This is a genomic window from Ruminococcus bromii (assembly GCF_002834225.1).
Taxonomy (GTDB): Bacteria; Bacillota; Clostridia; order Oscillospirales; family Acutalibacteraceae; genus Ruminococcoides; species Ruminococcoides bromii.
In genome coordinates this window covers 1-17898 of record NZ_NNSR01000024.1, presented here as the reverse complement: position 1 = coordinate 17898, position 17898 = coordinate 1, and the positions used below count along the sequence as shown (strand labels likewise).

Annotated in this window: 10 protein-coding genes; 2 read left to right on the top strand and 8 right to left on the bottom strand. The window is 42.8% G+C overall.

Going from position 1 to position 17898, the window contains the following annotated elements; all coding sequences use genetic code 11:
• The 5 genes from RBATCC27255_RS01410 to RBATCC27255_RS01390 all read right to left on the bottom strand — a co-directional run.
• Positions 1-2206: leucine-rich repeat protein (locus tag RBATCC27255_RS01410; protein ID WP_147639943.1), on the bottom strand; the 2206-nt coding region annotated here is incomplete at its 3' end.
• A gap of 234 nt (positions 2207-2440) precedes the next feature.
• On the bottom strand, positions 2441-6037 hold the full coding sequence (gene rpoC / locus RBATCC27255_RS01405) for a DNA-directed RNA polymerase subunit beta' (RefSeq protein WP_187128345.1): 3597 nt from the start codon (positions 6035-6037) through the stop codon (positions 2441-2443).
• Positions 6038-6049: 12 nt separating this feature from the next.
• Complete coding sequence (gene rpoB / locus RBATCC27255_RS01400; RefSeq protein WP_101028403.1) at positions 6050-9775, bottom strand: DNA-directed RNA polymerase subunit beta; 3726 nt, start codon at positions 9773-9775, stop codon at positions 6050-6052.
• 522 nt (positions 9776-10297) lie between these two features.
• Entirely contained in the window at positions 10298-11692 is a 1395-nt protein-coding gene (gltA, locus tag RBATCC27255_RS01395) for an NADPH-dependent glutamate synthase (protein WP_015522882.1), read from the bottom strand.
• A gap of 2 nt (positions 11693-11694) precedes the next feature.
• Positions 11695-12537, bottom strand: coding sequence for a sulfide/dihydroorotate dehydrogenase-like FAD/NAD-binding protein (locus RBATCC27255_RS01390; protein ID WP_021883219.1), 843 nt, complete (start codon positions 12535-12537; stop codon positions 11695-11697).
• Between the two features lie 624 nt (positions 12538-13161).
• Between RBATCC27255_RS01390 and RBATCC27255_RS01385 the strand changes: the two genes are divergently transcribed.
• Positions 13162-14115 carry an L-lactate dehydrogenase gene (locus RBATCC27255_RS01385; protein WP_101028402.1) on the top strand — a complete coding sequence of 318 codons (954 nt, stop codon included), beginning with the start codon at positions 13162-13164 and terminating at the stop codon, positions 14113-14115.
• Positions 14116-14285: 170 nt separating this feature from the next.
• Here RBATCC27255_RS01385 and RBATCC27255_RS01380 read toward each other — a convergent pair whose 3' ends face one another.
• The 3 genes from RBATCC27255_RS01380 to RBATCC27255_RS01370 form a co-directional block, all read right to left on the bottom strand.
• On the bottom strand, positions 14286-14849 hold the full coding sequence (locus RBATCC27255_RS01380) for a manganese efflux pump MntP (RefSeq protein ID WP_101028401.1): 564 nt from the start codon (positions 14847-14849) through the stop codon (positions 14286-14288).
• Positions 14850-14916: 67 nt separating this feature from the next.
• The gene (locus RBATCC27255_RS01375) at positions 14917-15624 is read right to left on the bottom strand and encodes a Crp/Fnr family transcriptional regulator (protein WP_101028400.1); all 708 of its coding nucleotides are present in this window, start codon (positions 15622-15624) and stop codon (positions 14917-14919) included.
• Positions 15625-15712: 88 nt separating this feature from the next.
• Complete coding sequence (locus RBATCC27255_RS01370; RefSeq protein WP_101028399.1) at positions 15713-15949, bottom strand: Smr/MutS family protein; 237 nt, start codon at positions 15947-15949, stop codon at positions 15713-15715.
• A gap of 183 nt (positions 15950-16132) precedes the next feature.
• On the opposite strand from RBATCC27255_RS01370, the gene RBATCC27255_RS01365 reads away from it, so the two are divergent.
• Positions 16133-17898 (top strand): hypothetical protein (locus tag RBATCC27255_RS01365; protein WP_147639942.1); only part of this gene is annotated, 1766 nt, incomplete at its 3' end.

Here is a 17898-nt window from a genome sequence, read left to right as displayed (position 1 = left end):
CGGTTGTGTCCTTAATTCGTTTCCAACCGTTTGAAGTTTTCTGATAAAGTCGATAGCCGTAAACACCTGCGATTTTGTTCCAAGTTACACTTACACCCTTTGATGTGTTCGAGAGCCTTGTAATCGTCGGAGCAACAGGAGTGTATTTCTTCGACCAACCCTTTGAGTTAAAGCCACTGACGGTTTTGCCGTTTTTGTCAATACAACGGATTGTATATGTTTCGGTTTTATTCGGTACTACTCCCGAATCGGTGAACGATGTGGCTGTTGTGTCTTTAAAGCGTTTCCAACCACCCGACGCAGGCTTGTAATAAAGTCTGTAGCCGTAAACACCTGCGATTTTGTTCCAGCTAAGTTTAATACCGCCCGTGGTGATATCGAGTTTTGAAACTGTCGGAGCGGCAGGTGTATATTTTTTCGACCAGCCTGTCGAGTTAAATCCGCTGATTGTGTTGCCGTTTTTGTCAATACAGCGGATTGTGTATGTTTCGGTTTTATTCGGTACTACTCCCGAATCGGTAAACGATGTGGCGGTTGTGTCTTTAAAGCGTTTCCAACCACCCGACGCAGGCTTGTAATAAAGTCTGTAGCCGTAAGTGCCGTCAACCTTGTTCCACGAAATTTTGATACCGCCTGTTGTGTTTGAAAGGCTTGAAATAGATGGAGTAGGTAAATTGGATAAATCAACAAATTTAAAACCACCATTCTTCGCATAAGTTTCGGCTATTGTTCCTTTGTAGCCTTTAATGGTAACACCCTTTAATGGTGTTATATGCTTTCCATCACCTTGAAATGGGTTATCCTCATTATGATAGCCCAAGCCTATTCCAATATTTTTTATCTCCTTTGAAAAAGTAATATCTTTAAGATTATCACAACTAAAAAAATCCATTCCATTAAGATTTTTTATATTGTCTGGAATTGTAATAGTTTTTAAATTTTTGCAATCATAAAATGCTGCACGTCTGATGCTAGAAACTATTTCTGGAAATTTATATGTGGTTTCAGTCCTTCCTTTTGGATAGTGAATAAGGGTTTTCTTATTTTTACTATACAATACACCGTTAATATCACAATATGTTGGATTTGATTTATCTACATATATATTTTTTAAACTTGGTGCGTAGCATAAACCCCCAACAACAAAATTAGTAATATTAGATGGTACAACCAAATTCTCAACATAATTGCAATTGCGTAAAAGAGTAAATCCCATCTCATTTCCCGCTCCTGTAAGTTCAAAGGTCTTTGTTTTATTGTTTTGAGGATACGCAATTACCATGTTGCTATTATCATAAAGTATTCCATTTTTACTATAAAATGTTGAATTTGCTTTATCAACAAAGATATTTTCAAGCTGTTCACCAGTCATACCAAATCCGCAATATGGGAATTCAGTTACGCTCTTAGGTATGGTTATACTTTTGAGATATTTAGTGTTCTCCATGCTTGTGCTTACTTTTATAACTGTGTCAGGTATCTTAAAATCAGTAGTTCTACTCATAAGGGAATACGCTACTAACTCAGTAATATTTTTATTATATAGAACATTATTCACACTACAATAATTTTTGTTATTAGCATTTACAAATATACTGTTCAAATTCTTACAATTATCAAACGCACGCTTCCCTATTTCATTAACACTATCTGGTATATATACTTCTTTAATATTTTCACACCAACTAAAGGCATTGTCATCAATTCTTGTTAGTTTAGAAGGTAATTTTGAATTTACTAATCTTAGATTGATACATTTATAAAAAGCCATATCACCTATTTCAGTAACATTATCAGGTAAACTTACACCATCAATTTTTTCACAAGAATAAAAAGCGGCATTGCCTATTCTTTTTAATCTAGAGTTAGCCATAAAATTTACGTTTTTTAACTTGTTACATTCGTAAAAGGCATAGTTACCTATTTCAACAACATTGTTTGGAATATTTATTTCCTCAATATTTTCACAGTGAAAAGCATCGTCATCAATTTTTGTTACAGTATATCCGTCAATTTTCGCTGGTATAGTAACATTAGCCGCAGAACCATTGTATTTGGTAATCATGCATGTATAATCATCTTCGAGGGTATATTCAAAGTCGCCGTAGGTTGCCGCACTTACGGTGAGCGGTGCGATTGTCAAGATGCCGAGCATCATTACAACCGCAAGAATAACCGATGTTAATTTTTTGGCTTTAGTTCTCATAATTGACCTCCTAATAAGATATAACTATAACAGCAAGAATAATTATCTTGTTAAGACAATTATATATTCTTGTTTTGTGATTGTCAACATATTTTCACCTTATTCGGCAGATATTTTTATGATTTGTGAGAAGAACGGTATAATATAAGTGTAAATATTACTGCAAAACGAACAAAAAACACGGTACGCACAAATGGCACATACCGTGTTTTTATATAGTTTGATTCAGTTAAATCAGAAGTCCATAATTTCGTCATCTTCAAGAGCAACGATAACATCCTCTGTTTCGTCGTTCTCAACGATTTCAGCCTCAGAATTGCTCTCAAGCTGAACATCTGCATATCTCTGCATACCTGTACCTGCAGGGATAATCTTACCGAGGATAACATTCTCTTTAAGACCAACGAGCGGATCAACTTTACCCTTGATAGCGGCATCTGTAAGAACTCTTGTTGTTTCCTGGAATGATGCGGCTGAAAGGAAGCTGTCTGTTGCAAGAGCCGCCTTTGTAATACCGAGGAGGAGCTGTGTGAATGTTGCCTCACGAAGACCCTCTTCGCCGTTGGCAATACGCTTTTTAATCTGCTCATTCTCGTAAAGAACTTCGTTCTTGTCGTAGGTCTGACCTGACATAAAGCCTGTGTCGCCTGCGTCCTCAACCTTAACCTTACGCATCATCTGACGAACGATAACCTCAATGTGCTTATCGTTGATTTCAACACCCTGTAAACGGTAGGTACTCTGTACCTCCGAAATAAGGTAGTTCATGACTGCCTCGGGTCCGAGAATATCGAGTATATCGTGCGGATTAACGGCACCGTCGGTAATCTTGTCACCCTTCTTGATATGGTCACCGTCAAATACCTTTACTCGGAAGCCGAAAGGAATGAGGTAAGCTCTTTCTTCGCCTGTTTCCTTGTTAAAGATAACAGCGTGCTTTGCGTTTTTGATTTCTTCAAAACGAACATCACCGTCGATTTCACTGATGATTGCAAGGCTCTTTGGCTTACGAGCCTCGAAAAGCTCTTCAACTCTCGGAAGACCCTGTGTGATATCTTCGGCAGATGCAACACCGCCGGTATGGAATGTTCTCATTGTAAGCTGTGTACCAGGCTCACCGATTGACTGAGCGGCAATAATACCGACAGCTTCACCGACAGTAACAGGCTGACGGTTGGCAAGGTTAGAACCGTAGCACTTACGGCAAGCGCCGTGTTTTGCACGACATTCAAGTACCGAACGAATCTTGATGTGATCAACACCCGAATTAACGATGATGTCAGCCTCTTTGTCGCCCATCATAACATCCTTTGAAACAAGAACATTACCGTTAGAATCGCAGAAGTCATCAAGGAGATATCTTCCGATAAGACGCTCGTGGAGTCCCTCGATAACATTTGATTCGCCTGCTTTGATGTCAAAGATTTCAAGACCTTCTGTAGTACCGCAGTCCTCTTCACGGATAATAACTTCCTGTGATACATCAACAAGACGGCGGGTAAGGTAACCTGAGTCGGCTGTACGAAGAGCTGTATCGGCAAGACCTTTACGAGCACCACGAGATGAAATAAAGTACTCCAAGATGTTAAGGCCTTCACGGTAGTTAGCTCTGATAGGAATTTCGATTGTTTTACCTGATGTATTGGCGATAAGACCACGCATACCTGCAAGCTGTCTGATCTGGCTCATACTACCACGGGCACCTGAGTCAGCCATCATGAAGATTGGGTTGTAGCGGTCAAGGTTTTTCTGGAGGGCGTCGGTTACATCGTTAGTAGCCTTTTCCCAGATACGAAGAACTTCTTCGTAACGCTCTTCGTTTGAACGAAGACCCATCATAAACTCATCACGGATAACATCAACTTCCTTCTCTGCCTCGGCAATGATATCCTTTTTCTGAGGAGGAATAACTGCGTCACAAACGGCTACTGTGATAGCACCCTTTGTAGAGTACTTATAGCCCTGCGCCTTAATGTGGTCAAGAACAACGCTTGTTCTTACCGGACCGTGAATTTTAATACATTTATCAATAATCTTCTTAAGACCCGACTTGCCAACGAGGAAGTCAACCTCAAACTTGAATCTGTTTTCGGGGATACTTCTGTCGATAAAGCCAAGATCCTGAGGAATAGGATTGTTAAAGATAATCTTACCGATTGTCGTGTCTACAATACCGGATTCGATTTTTCCGTCAATTTCAAGCTCACGGCGAACCTTGATTTTTGAGTGAAGCTCGATGACGCCTGTCTGATAAGCCATCATAACTTCATCAACATCACGGAATACCTTTCCTTCGCCTCTCTCACCGTCCTTATCAAGTGTAAGGTAGTAAGAACCGAGGATCATATCCTGTGTAGGAACTGTAACAGGCTGACCGTCAGATGGTTTGAGGAGGTTGCCTGCTGCGAGCATAAGGAATCTTGCTTCTGCCTGTGCCTCTGCCGAAAGAGGTACATGGACAGCCATCTGGTCACCGTCAAAGTCAGCGTTGTAAGCTGTACAAGCGAGCGGATGAAGTTTAAGAGCACGACCCTCAACAAGAACAGGCTCAAATGCCTGAATACCAAGACGGTGAAGTGTTGGAGCACGGTTGAGGAGAACAGGGTGTCCCTTGATTACAACTTCAAGTGCGTCCCAAACATTGTCCTTTGCACGCTCAACAGCTTTTCTTGCTGATTTGATATTCTGCTCTGCTTTAGTTTCAACAAGGCGTTTCATAACGAACGGCTTGAAGAGTTCAAGTGCCATTTCCTTAGGAAGACCGCACTGATACATTTTGAGTTCAGGTCCTACAACGATAACCGAACGGCCTGAGTAGTCAACACGCTTACCGAGAAGGTTCTGACGGAAACGGCCCTGCTTACCTTTAAGCATATCCGAAAGTGACTTGAGGGCACGGTTGTTAGGTCCTGTAACGGGTCTGCCTCTTCTGCCGTTGTCGATGAGTGCGTCAACGGATTCCTGAAGCATTCTCTTCTCGTTTCGGATGATGATTTCAGGTGCGTTAAGCTCAAGGAGCTTTTTAAGTCTGTTGTTACGGTTGATAACTCGGCGATAGAGGTCGTTAAGGTCACTTGTTGCAAAACGACCGCCGTCAAGCTGAACCATAGGACGGATATCCGGCGGAATTACCGGAACAACATCGAGAATCATCCACTCGGGACGGTTGCCCGACATTCTGAAGCTTTCAACAACATCAAGTCTTTTAAGGAGTCTAACTCTCTTCTGACCCGATGCAGTTTCGAGTTCTGCTTTAAGTGAAGCGGAAAGAGCCTCAAGGTCAATCTCGGCAAGGAGCTTTTTGATTGCCTCGGCACCCATACCTGCTTCAAAGTCATTCTCATACTTCTCACGCATATCATTGTATTCACCCTCGGTAAGGCACTGATACTTTGCAAGGTCACGGCAGTCGCCGGGATCTGTTACAATGTACTGTGAGAAATAGAGTACATTCTCCAAAAGCTTGGGAGAAATATCAAGCATAAGGGCAATTCTTGAAGGAATACCCTTGAAATACCAAATGTGCGACACGGGAGCGGCAAGCTCAATGTGTCCCATACGCTCTCTTCTGACCTTTGAACGGGTTACTTCAACACCGCAACGGTCACAGATTTTACCCTTAAAACGGATTCTCTTGTATTTACCGCAGTGACATTCCCAGTCCTTTGTCGGTCCGAAAATGCGTTCGCAGAACAAGCCGTCTCTTTCAGGCTTGAGAGTACGATAGTTAATTGTCTCAGGCTTTTTAACTTCGCCGTAAGACCATTCTCTCATCTGCTCAGGAGAAGCAAGTCCGATTTTAATTGAGTCAAAAACATTATTATCTATCATTGCATTTCCTCCTTACATATCGTCACTGCCAAAGTCATCGCTGTAATCGTCCGATGTATAGCTGTCCTCTTCAACATCGGCAAGTGAATCGTCAAACATATTGCCTTCTTTGCCGCCCTCGTCAAGAGTGTAGCCGTCCATTGATGTCATTACATGGTCTTCTTCAAATTCCGGATTTGTTGCATCAACAATATCCTCGTCCTCGTCAAACTTCTGCTTAATGTCAATTTCTTCACCGTCAGAGTTAAGAACACGAACATCAAGTGAAAGTGACTGGAGTTCCTTAATAAGAACTCTGAATGACTCAGGAATACCCGGAGCAGGAATATTCTGACCCTTAACGATAGCCTCGTAGGTCTTAACACGGCCGACAACATCGTCCGACTTAACTGTAAGAATTTCCTGAAGTGTATAAGCAGCGCCGTAAGCCTCAAGTGCCCAAACTTCCATCTCACCGAAACGCTGACCGCCGAACTGGGCTTTACCGCCGAGTGGCTGCTGTGTAACGAGAGAGTAAGGACCTGTGCTTCTTGCGTGGATTTTTTCATCAACGAGGTGATGGAGCTTGAGGTAGTACATATAACCTACTGTTACAGGGTTATCGAAACGCTCGCCTGTACGGCCGTCAACAAGCCATGTCTTACCGTCCTCGCTGTAACCTGCGTCTTTAAGACACTGGAAAATGTCCTGCTCATGAGCGCCGTCAAATACAGGAGTCATAATCTTCCAGCCAAGCGCCTTTGCGGCATAACCGAGGTGAACCTCAAGAACCTGACCGATGTTCATACGAGAAGGTACGCCCAACGGGTTAAGTACGATATCAAGCGGAGTACCGTCCGGAAGGAACGGCATATCTTCCATTGGGAGAATTCTTGAAATAACACCCTTGTTACCGTGACGACCTGCCATCTTATCGCCTACGCTGATTTTTCTCTTGAGTGCAAGGTAAACTCTTACAACCTTGTTTACACCGGGCTGGAGCTCGTTTCTGCTGTCTGCACGGGTAAACACCTTAACATCAACAACAGTACCGCATTCACCGTGAGGCACACGGAGAGATGTATCTCTGACTTCTCTTGCCTTTTCACCGAAGATTGCACGAAGGAGTCTTTCCTCGGCTGTAAGCTCTGTTTCACCCTTTGGAGTTACTTTACCGACAAGGATATCGCCTGCTTTAACCTCAGAACCGATCTGAATGATACCGTCTTCGTCAAGATACTTGAGAACATCTTCACCGACATTCGGGATATCTCTTGTAATCTCTTCGGGTCCGAGCTTTGTATCTCTTGCCTCTGTGTCATATTCTTCAATGTGAATTGATGTATAAACATCATCACGAACGATTTTTTCATTGATAAGAACAGCATCCTCGTAGTTGTAACCTTCCCATGTCATAAAGCCGATGAGAGCGTTCTTACCGAGAGCAATCTCACCGTTCTCGGTAGCGGGACCGTCTGCGAGAACCTCGCCCTTCTTAACTCTTTGACCTCTTGACACGATAGGACGCTGGTTGATACATGTACCCTGGTTAGAACGGAGGAACTTGACAACTTCAAAATCCTGAACTCTACCGGAATCATACTGTACGCGAATGTTACGGGCATCAACGCTCATAACAATGCCGTCTTCCTCGGCAAGAATACAAACGCCCGAGTCTGTGCCGGCCTTGTACTCCATACCTGTACCGACAATAGGAGCCTCACTGCGGAGGAGCGGAACTGCCTGACGCTGCATGTTCGCACCCATGAGAGCACGGTTTGCGTCATCGTTTTCAAGGAACGGAATCATAGCCGTAGCAACAGACACAACCATCTTAGGAGATACATCCATAAAGTCAAATCTGTCGGGAGAATACTCTACAAATTCGTCACGGTAACGGCCTACAACTCTTGAATGAACAAATCTGCCGTTTTCATCAAGCGGTTCGTTAGCCTGTGCAACAGCGTAGTTATCCTCAACATCGGCTGTCATATAAACAACCTCGTCGGTTACAACGCCTGTTTCCTTGTCAATTTTACGATAAGGAGCTTCAATAAATCCGTATTTGTTAATACGGGCAAATGAAGCAAGATATGAGATAAGACCGATGTTAGGACCTTCAGGAGTTTCAATAGGACACATTCGGCCATAGTGTGTGTAGTGTACGTCACGAACCTCAAATCCTGCACGATCTCTTGAAAGACCGCCCGGACCGAGGGCTGAAAGACGACGCTTGTGGGTAAGCTCTGCAAGCGGGTTACCCTGATCCATAAACTGTGAAAGCGGTGAAGAACCGAAGAATTCTTTAATTGCCGCTGTTACGGGACGGATATTGATGAGTGAGTTAGGCGAAAGCGACTCCATATCCTGTGACTGGGTTGTCATTCTTTCTCTTACAACTCTTTCAAGACGGGAGAAACCGATTCTGAACTGGTTCTGAAGAAGTTCGCCTACGCAGCGGATTCTTCTGTTGCCGAGGTGGTCGATATCGTCTGTATTACCGACACCGTGAGCAACACAGTTAAGGTAGTTGATTGTTGCAAAAATATCGTCAACCGTGATGTGGTTAGGAACAAGCTCATCTGCACGGCTTCTGAGCATTTCCTTGAGGTCGTCCTCATTCTCGCAGGAATCAAGAATTTCGCAAAGAACATCAAAACGAACATGTTCCTTGATGTCGCACTCTGCTTCTGCGTCAAAATCAACATAGCAGGCAATGTCAACCATACCGTTAGAAATAACCTTAACGATTGTTTCATCGGCAGCCTTTACATAGGCAATCTTAACACCTGCGTTTTCGATTTCAAAAGCCTTTTCCTTTGTGATTTTCTCATCACGAAGAGCCATAACCTCACCGGTACGCGGGTTGGCAATCGGCTCTGCAAGAACCTGACCTTCAAGACGGTTTGCAATGCCGAGCTTTTTGTTATATTTATATCTGCCTACTCTTGACATATCATAACGATTAGGGTCAAAGAACAGGTTGTTTATGTGTGTCTGTGCACTGTCAACTGTCGGAGGCTCAGACGGACGGAGCTTTTTGTAAACCTCGATAAGACCTTCTTCAACATTTGAAGCGGCATCCTTTTCGATAGTGGCTCTCATTCTTTCATCGTCACCGAAATAGTCGAGAATTTCGGCATCCGAGCCAAGACCGAGTGCTCTGATGAACGATGTAACGGGAAGCTTACGGTTCTTATCAATACGAACATAGAAAACATCGTTTACATCGGTTTCATACTCAAGCCATGCACCACGGTTCGGAATAACTGTTGTTGAATACAGCTCCTTACCTGTTTTATCGTGATCCATTTTATAGTAAACGCCCGGGCTTCTTACAAGCTGTGAAACGATAACACGCTCAGCACCGTTGATAACAAATGTGCCGCTTGCGGTCATCAGCGGAAAATCGCCCATAAATACATTGCTCTCTTTGATTTCACCTGTTGACCTGTTCAAAAGTCTTGCGGTTACTCTGAGAGCGGCTGAATATGTTGCGTCACGAACCTTACACTCGATTACGCTGTAGTTCGGGTGATCAACATCAAGTGTGTAGTCGATAAAATCAAGAACAAGGTTGTCCTGATAATCGGTAATGCCCGAAACATCTTTAAATACTTCTTTAAGACCTTCGTCAAGCAACCATTTATATGACGCTTTCTGAATATCAATAAGATTAGGCATATCAATTACTTCATCGATTTTACCAAAACTCATTCTTTCGGTGTTGCCAAGCTTTACGGGTTTGACATTAACCATAGGCGTATCACTCCTTAAAAAATCTATGAAACGGGGCAAGCGGTACTGAAAACCTGCTCATAAAAAGCTCTTGACACAAAAGGATTTTTGTGATAATATCCCCTTGTTAGATAAAGTTTTTTGCGGATTTTCCCGACCTCTTCGGTACATATCCCCATTATGGTACATTTTATTATTCTATATTGAAATAATCAATAAGTCAAGAGAATTTTCGGATTTTTTTCGGATTTTCCTGACTTTTTTTATTTTTCACAGGTTTTTTACGGGTTTTATTTCCCGAATAGAATTATTCTTCTTTTCGGGCTGTTTTTCACATTTTAACGCAACACCCGACACGGTGTATGGTTTTAAGCTATAGAAGTGCCCGATGAACGCCCCTACTGACGAATCTTGATACAAACAAAAATCGCATCAGAGCATTTTCGGGCATCTGATGCGATTTCTATATTATACTATCTTCTCAAATTGACAGCGGTGGCACACCGCCGACAATAACTTTTCATTTTCAATTCAGAACAAAAATTACTTATTTTTATTCTGGATGTATTCGTCAATAGCGGCTGCGGCTGTTTTGCCTGCACCCATTGCGAGGATAACCGTTGCGGCGCCTGTTACAGCGTCACCGCCTGCATATACGCCCTCACGGGATGTAAGACCGTTTTCGTCAGCGATGATACCGCCCCACTTCTGAGTGTCAAGTCCCTTTGTTGTAGCCTTGATAAGCGGGTTAGGTGATGTACCGATTGAAATAACAACAGCGTCAACATCAAGAACGAACTCACTGCCGGGGATTTCAACAGGTCTTCTTCTGCCGCTTGCGTCAGGCTCGCCGAGTTCCATCTTAATGCACTTCATACCCGTTACGAACTCATCTTCGTTGCCGAGAATTTCAACAGGGTTATTGAGGAGCTTGAAGATAATTCCCTCTTCCTTCGCATGCTCAACTTCTTCCTTACGGGCAGGAAGCTCTTCTTCGCTTCTTCTGTAAACAATATAAACCTCTTCTGCGCCAAGACGCTTTGCACAACGAGCGGCATCCATTGCAACATTACCGCCGCCGACAACTGCAACCTTCTTTGCGTGCATAATCGGAGTTGTGCTGTCGTCCTTATAAGCCTTCATAAGGTTTGTTCTTGTGAGGAACTCATTTGCCGAGTAAACACCGCAAAGGTTCTCACCGGGGATATTCATAAATCTCGGAAGACCTGCGCCCGAACCGATAAATACTGACTCAAAGCCGTAATCGTCCATAAGCTCGTCAATTGAGAGAACTCTGCCGATAACCATATTTGTTTCAACCTTAACACCGAGCTCTTTGAGTGTGTCAACTTCCTTCTGAACGATTGACTTTGGAAGTCTGAACTCAGGGATACCGTAAACGAGAACACCGCCTGCAAGGTGAAGAGCCTCAAATACTGTTACATCGTAACCCTTCTTTGCAAGGTCGCCTGCACAGGTAAGACCTGCAGGACCTGAACCGACGATAGCAACCTTGTGACCGTTTGACTCAGGCTTATTTACCTTAACATCTGTCTGAGCGTTGTGCCAGTCGGCAACAAATCTCTCAAGTCTGCCGATTCCGACAGGCTCAGTCTTGATGCCTCTTACGCACTTTGACTCACACTGTGACTCCTGCGGACAAACACGACCGCAAACAGCAGGAAGTGAGCTTGACTGCGAAATTACATCATAAGCGCCTGCAAAGTTGCCCTGGGCAACCTCTTTGATAAAATCAGGGATTGCGATATGTACCGGACAACCGTTTACGCAAGGTCTGTGTTTACAGTTAAGGCAACGCTGTGCCTCCTCAATTGCAACTTCTTCTGTGTAGCCTGTTGCTACCTCAAGAAAGTTTTTATTTCTTACATTAGGATCCTGTGATGGCATAGGAGCCTTTTTTGGTGACATATTTGGCATGATTACTCAACCTCCTTCTTGAACAGATTACATGTTTCCTCGTATGCATGACGCTCAAACGGCTTGTACATTGCGCCACGCTTCATAGCCTCGTCAAAATCAACCTTAAAGCCGTCAAAGTCGGGGCCGTCAACACAAGCAAACTTTGTCTGTCCGTCAACTGTAAGACGACAGCCGCCGCACATACCTGTGCCGTCAATCATAATCGGGTTCATGGAAACTGTTGTGGGAATATTGTAAGGCTTTGTTGTTTTAACAACAAACTTCATCATAATAAGCGGACCGATTGTAATAACGAGGTCATAGTCCTCGCCTGCCTTAATCATCTCTTCGAGAGGAGCTGTAACAACGCCCTTTTGACCGTATGAACCGTCATCTGTCATAAGAATAAACTTGTCTGAGCAAGCCTTGAATTCATCTTCAAGAATAACAAGATCCTTGTTTCTGAAGCCGACAATTGAGTGAACCTCACAGCCGATTTCGTGGAGCTTTTCGGCAACCGGAAGTGCAATTGCACAGCCAACGCCGCCGCCTACAACGCAAACCTTTTTAAGACCGTCTGTATGTGTGGGAACACCGAGAGGGCCTACAAAATCGTGAATATAATCGCCTTCGTTAAGGTGATTGAGCTTTTCTGTTGTTGCACCGACAATCTGGAAGATAATACGAACTGTGCCGGCCTCTCTGTCATAGCCTGCAACCGTAAGCGGAATACGCTCACCGTTCTCGTCAACACGGAGAATGATGAACTGTCCGGGCTCTGCCTTTTTTGCAATAAGCGGAGCGTCAATCTCCATAAGTGTAACGGTTGGATTCAGAGATTTTTTCTTAACTATCTTGTACATTTTTCTCTTTTCCTTTCTGCGAGTGCCTCGCACCCTATTCGTGCAGACAGTCTTACTTTTCAAAAACTTTTAATGCCCGAGCGTAACTCTGCAAGCACCTGTACATTCTGAAAAGCGAGTGCCTCGCACCCTATTCGTGCAGACAGTCTTACTTTTCAAAAACTTTTAATGCCCGAGCGTAACTCTGCAAGCACCTGTACATTCTGAAAAGCGAGTGCCTCGCACCCTATTCGTGCAGACAGTCTTACTTTTCAAAAACTTTTGATATCAGAGCATAACTTTGTAAGAATTTTATGCTAAAGCACAACTCGGCAAAATTTGACAGTTTTCAAAAACAAGAATCTCACAATTGATATTTTCCTATAAAATAAAAATCGGAATATGCCTAATGTATTCCGAACACCTTGTCGAATTAATTTTAGCACAATTATATCTGCGTTTCAAGTGAATTTTGATGATTTTTACATATAATTCTTGCCATTTCACCAAACAAACAGCCGATTCTGCCGTTATTTTTTTCACAATCCCCCAAAAAGCACAATTCAATCAATTTTTTAAACCAAAGAATAATTTTTGCACATATGAAAACCCTAAAAAAAGAATACAAACGAAAGGGACGGTCATATGTCGGGAAACAAAAGAAAGGTTGTACTTGTGGGAACGGGAATGGTCGGAATGAGCTTTGCTTATGCGGCACTCAATCAAAATGTGTGCGATGAGCTCATTATGATTGACCTCAACGAAAAGCGTGCCGAGGGCGAGGCAATGGATTTGAACCACGGGCTTGCATTTTCGCATTCAAGCATGAAAATCCGCTGCGGAGGTTACAGCGAATGTGCCGACGCCGACATTGTTGTAATCTGCGCAGGTGCCAATCAAAAGCCCACCGAAAGCAGACTTCAGCTTTTGCAGAAAAACGCAGTTGTATTTTCTTCAATTGTGCCAAAGGTTGTGCAAAGCGGTTTTGAGGGGATTTTCCTTGTTGCGACAAACCCCGTTGACATTATGACACGGGTGACCTATGAACTTTCGGGATTCAATGCGTCAAAAATCATCGGCACGGGAACTACCCTTGACACGGCACGGCTCAGATATCTTCTCGGCGAATATTTTGAGGTTGATCCACGCAACATTCACGCATATGTAATCGGCGAACACGGAGACAGCGAATTTGTTCCGTGGAGTCAGGCACTCCTTGCCGCCAAACCGCTAAAGGATGTCATGCGTGATAACCCAAAATCGTACTATATGGAAGAGCTTGAGCAGATAAGCGATGATGTGCGTTGTGCCGCCCACAAAATCATTGAGGCAAAGGGCGCAACTTACTACGGCATCGGTATGTCAATCGTTCGTATCGTCCGTGCAATTCTTCAAGATGAAAACAGCGTTCTGACAGTATCGGTTCGTCTGCGTGGCGAATACGGGGGCAAGAAAGATGTGTTCATCGGCAACCCGTGCATAGTAAGCGCAAACGGTGCAAAACGCATTCTGGAACTTAAATTAACCGAACAGGAATTGCAAAAGTTAGATAACTCCTGCACAATTCTGAATGACAACTTTAAGAAATTGAAATTATAAAAAAACTGTATTGTCTGTAGGGGGGATAATATCCGCCCTACGAAACAGCAACGACTTTTATATAAAAAATCGCATCAGAGCTTTTTCGGGCATCTGATGCGATTTCTATATTATACTATCTTCTCGAATTGGTAACGGCGGCTCGCCGTCAACTTTCAATTTGTAATCCATTAAAACGGCAAAAGCCCTAAATCTTCAAGCAAAATCTTGAGTCCAAGCAAAATCAATACTGCACCGCCTAAAAATTCTGCCTTTGACTTATACTTTGCACCGAATACATTGCCTATTTTGATGCCGACAGCCGAAAGTATGAATGTTGTTGTGCCTATAATTGCGATTGCAGACACGATATCAACATCAATACACGCAAACGAAACGCCTACCGCAAGTGCGTCAATACTTGTTGCAACGGCAAGGGGCAGCATTGTCTTGACCGAAAACGAATCGTCAAGCTGTTCTTCCTCACCGAAGGCTTCTCTTATCATATTTGCACCGATAAGTGCAAGCAGGATGAAAGCAATCCAATGGTCAATGCTTGTGATAAGCCATTCAAACTGCTTTCCGAGAAGATAACCGATAAGCGGCATAAGCGCCTGAAATCCGCCAAACCACAATCCGACAGTAATTGCGTGTTTAGGTCTTAACTTACGCACGGAGAGCCCCTTGCAAATTGAAACCGCAAATGCATCCATAGACAAGCCGATGCCGAACAGCAGTAATTCCACAAAACTCATAATATTATCCTCCGTTATATTTTAGTCGGCGGTGAAAGGAAACAGAACACCGTTTGCCGGCTGTTATTTAATCAAAATGATATTCAGCTGTTTCAATCAGTTTGAAATGGCTCTTTTTAAATTCAATAATTCCTGCTTTTTTCAGTTCACCGAGTGCTCTTGAAAGTGACGCTCTGTCAACCGCAAGATAGTTTGCAAGCTCGTCACGGGAGAACGGCAGATCAACCTCACAGCTATGCTCACGCTTGCAATGGATTTGAAGAAGGTGCATAAATTTGCCCTTGATACTTCGCTTTGAAAGGCAGGCAAGGTGTTCCGAAATCTGCAAAAACACCTGTCTTTGTGACGCAAGCATATTGACGAGGATTTTCTGCTGAATCGAAGCAAGCGAATCCTCGGTTATAAACATCGGCTCCGGCGGAATGAAAAGAATTTCGCAGTCCTCTCCTGCCATAATCTCAACAAGCGTATTGTAGTAGTCAAACATCGCATAAAGCGTTCCGCTTGACTCGCCGCTGCGAATTGTTTTGAGCAGACTTTTGTTGCCGTTGTAGTCCACAGAATAAAGGTATGCAGTTCCCGAAAACACAAGTCCCGTCATATGGCTGAACTTGTTTTCAACCCTTGCCGTACTGCCACGGTTCAGCGACATATAGTATGGCTGTGCATATTGAATAAACATAAAAATCTCGTGATCCGTCAGCCCCGAAAACAACAACTGATCTCTCAGCTTTGGCAAATGGTCACGAGTAAAAACTTCTACATACTTTCTCATTTAATCCTCCCTCATACCGTGGGGCGTGGGTTGTAACGGCATTATTTGTACAATTTATAATATCCGACCCTGCTGAATTGCAAACGCATCATCCGTCTTTCAAAACGAAAACGGCCGAACCCTGATTAAGCCCTAAAACTTTCTTGGCGATTTTCTTATTCTTATACCGCATAACAAAATCTTTCAATGCCGTACCGCTGTGATAGCCGAAAATTACGCACACCTCACGGACATCGGGCGAAATATTTTTCAGCCGAGCGGTAAGCACCTTTTGTGCGCTGTAAACAGTTTCGCCGTGCAAATCAATCGTTACGGAATAAGACATGGTTGTATCCCTCTGTTCAATTCATTTAAAACATTCAAATTAGATTATATCACAGGAAATTGCAAATGCAACCGTTTTAACCTTTCAACAGGAAATAAAAAAAATTTGTTATAAATTTTTGAATAAATGCATAAAAGAATACATTTTTTCACCTTTTAAACCCTTTAAATGGAGGTGTAATTTATGATTATTTATAACAAACGAAAACCAAAAGCCTTTGACGGGACAAACTGCATTGGAGTCACAGGCGAAAACCTTGCCGAAACGCAGGAGTTTTTGATTAACGGAATAACTGACATCACGGCTGACTACCGCATTCATCTGCGTTTTGCAGACGGAAGCGTCAACTCAATAATTCCGGACAGCACTACTGTTGACAGGTTGGGGACAAAAATCGTATGGAAAGTCAAGAAAAATGATATTTTTATGCACGGCTATTTTGAACTTCAGCTTGAAGGCAGGGGCGAAAACGGCAGTATTTTTCAGACGCAGATTGTTACCCTTTATGCCGATGAAAGCATTCCGATTGAGGACAGGGAGTATCTCAATCCGAACTCAGAAACATTAAGATTGCGTGAGGAGATGCTGAAAACTCTTACCGAAGCTAAAAACCAGCAAGCAAAAATTGACGAAAACCGCAAAATTATTGAACAGAGCAATTTGTCGCTGAAAGAAAACATTTCAAACAAGCTTGAAAACAGACAGCAGATTGTAAATCAGTCGGAAAATTATCCAAGCATCAAGTATCTTGAAGCCTACTATCTGCCGGCAAGCAAGTCATACAGACGCGACGAGCTTGACGGAATGTTTGCCGCAAAGGCTGACAGGGCAACCACTCTTGACGGCTACGGTATTACGGACGCAATTAAAAATGCGGCTGGCACGGTCAGAGCTGTCAACTTGGCATATGATGTCAAAAGTAAATTTGATGAAAAAGTAAACAGTAGTGAATTATTTGATGTTACTAAGAGTATAAATTTAGCTAATTTGGCAGATTACTCACAATACCAAAACGGTGTAACTATTACTGTTAGTAAAAACAAAATCAGTTTAAGCGGTACATCTACGGCGGCTATCAACGCATTTTTACCACTCAAAACACCGATAGCATTACAAGCTAATAAACCTTACTGCCTGTCGTTACAGGATTTTACAACTAACAACACAGGATGTGTGTTTTATCCTGCACACGGTCAAACGGTTATCGACTCAAAATGGTTACTATCTGAGGTGAGTGCGCTTAAAAATGCAGCAGCTACATACACTCCCACACAGGATATCGTCATTGACCATATTAAAATTGCCATTGCTGCAAATAGATTAACAGACAATAGCTGCCACTTGCAGATTGAGCAAAACAATCAAAAGACTGCATATGTTGACGCCGAAAAGATTGTTCAAAAGGTTAAGCCTGCATTGTATCAAGCTCCTGACTACACAATGCACTATTTGTATGTTTCTAACGATTATAATGAAGATACAGAGGGATTCGGAAAAACAAAATTTAACTCTATCTTGTCAGCTAATAACAGCATATCAGACAACAGTTATCATAATCGTTATACAATAGTCGTAATGGCAGGAATATATACAGATTTGCAGGACAAATATGCAGGTATGTCAGATGTCGGCTTGGTCGGTTACAGAGGCGTAATGACTAAGGATTATGTTTACTATGAATCTGAAAACATTTATAATCCTGCCGCAACAGTCATCAAATGGGACGGAGCAACAGGATTTGATAAATCTAAATTAAAATCAGAAGACATCATTAAAAAGTGTCCATTCCATCTCGACCTTAATGTTCATACGCATATTAGAGGATTTACATTTGATTGCAAAAACATTAGATACGGTTTACATCTTGAAAGTGGCGGAACAGGCTATGCGACAAATTGGAATGTGGGACACTGTACCTTTATTTGGGGCGGTCGTGCTGATTGTGTGGA

Bases quoted from the DNA above. Each gene is read 5' to 3' on its own strand.
- RBATCC27255_RS01375 (WP_101028400.1), bottom strand. From the start codon at position 15,624: ATGAGAAAGTATGTAGAAGTTTTTACTCGTGACCATTTGCCAAAGCTG.
- gltA (WP_015522882.1), bottom strand. From the start codon at position 11,692: ATGCCAAATATGTCACCAAAAAAGGCTCCTATGCCATCACAGGATCCT.
- rpoB (WP_101028403.1), bottom strand. From the start codon at position 9,775: ATGGTTAATGTCAAACCCGTAAAGCTTGGCAACACCGAAAGAATGAGT.
- RBATCC27255_RS01370 (WP_101028399.1), bottom strand. From the start codon at position 15,949: ATGTCTTATTCCGTAACGATTGATTTGCACGGCGAAACTGTTTACAGC.
- RBATCC27255_RS01390 (WP_021883219.1), bottom strand. From the start codon at position 12,537: ATGTACAAGATAGTTAAGAAAAAATCTCTGAATCCAACCGTTACACTT.
- rpoC (WP_187128345.1), bottom strand. From the start codon at position 6,037: ATGATAGATAATAATGTTTTTGACTCAATTAAAATCGGACTTGCTTCT.
- RBATCC27255_RS01380 (WP_101028401.1), bottom strand. From the start codon at position 14,849: ATGAGTTTTGTGGAATTACTGCTGTTCGGCATCGGCTTGTCTATGGAT.
- RBATCC27255_RS01385 (WP_101028402.1), top strand. From the start codon at position 13,162: ATGTCGGGAAACAAAAGAAAGGTTGTACTTGTGGGAACGGGAATGGTC.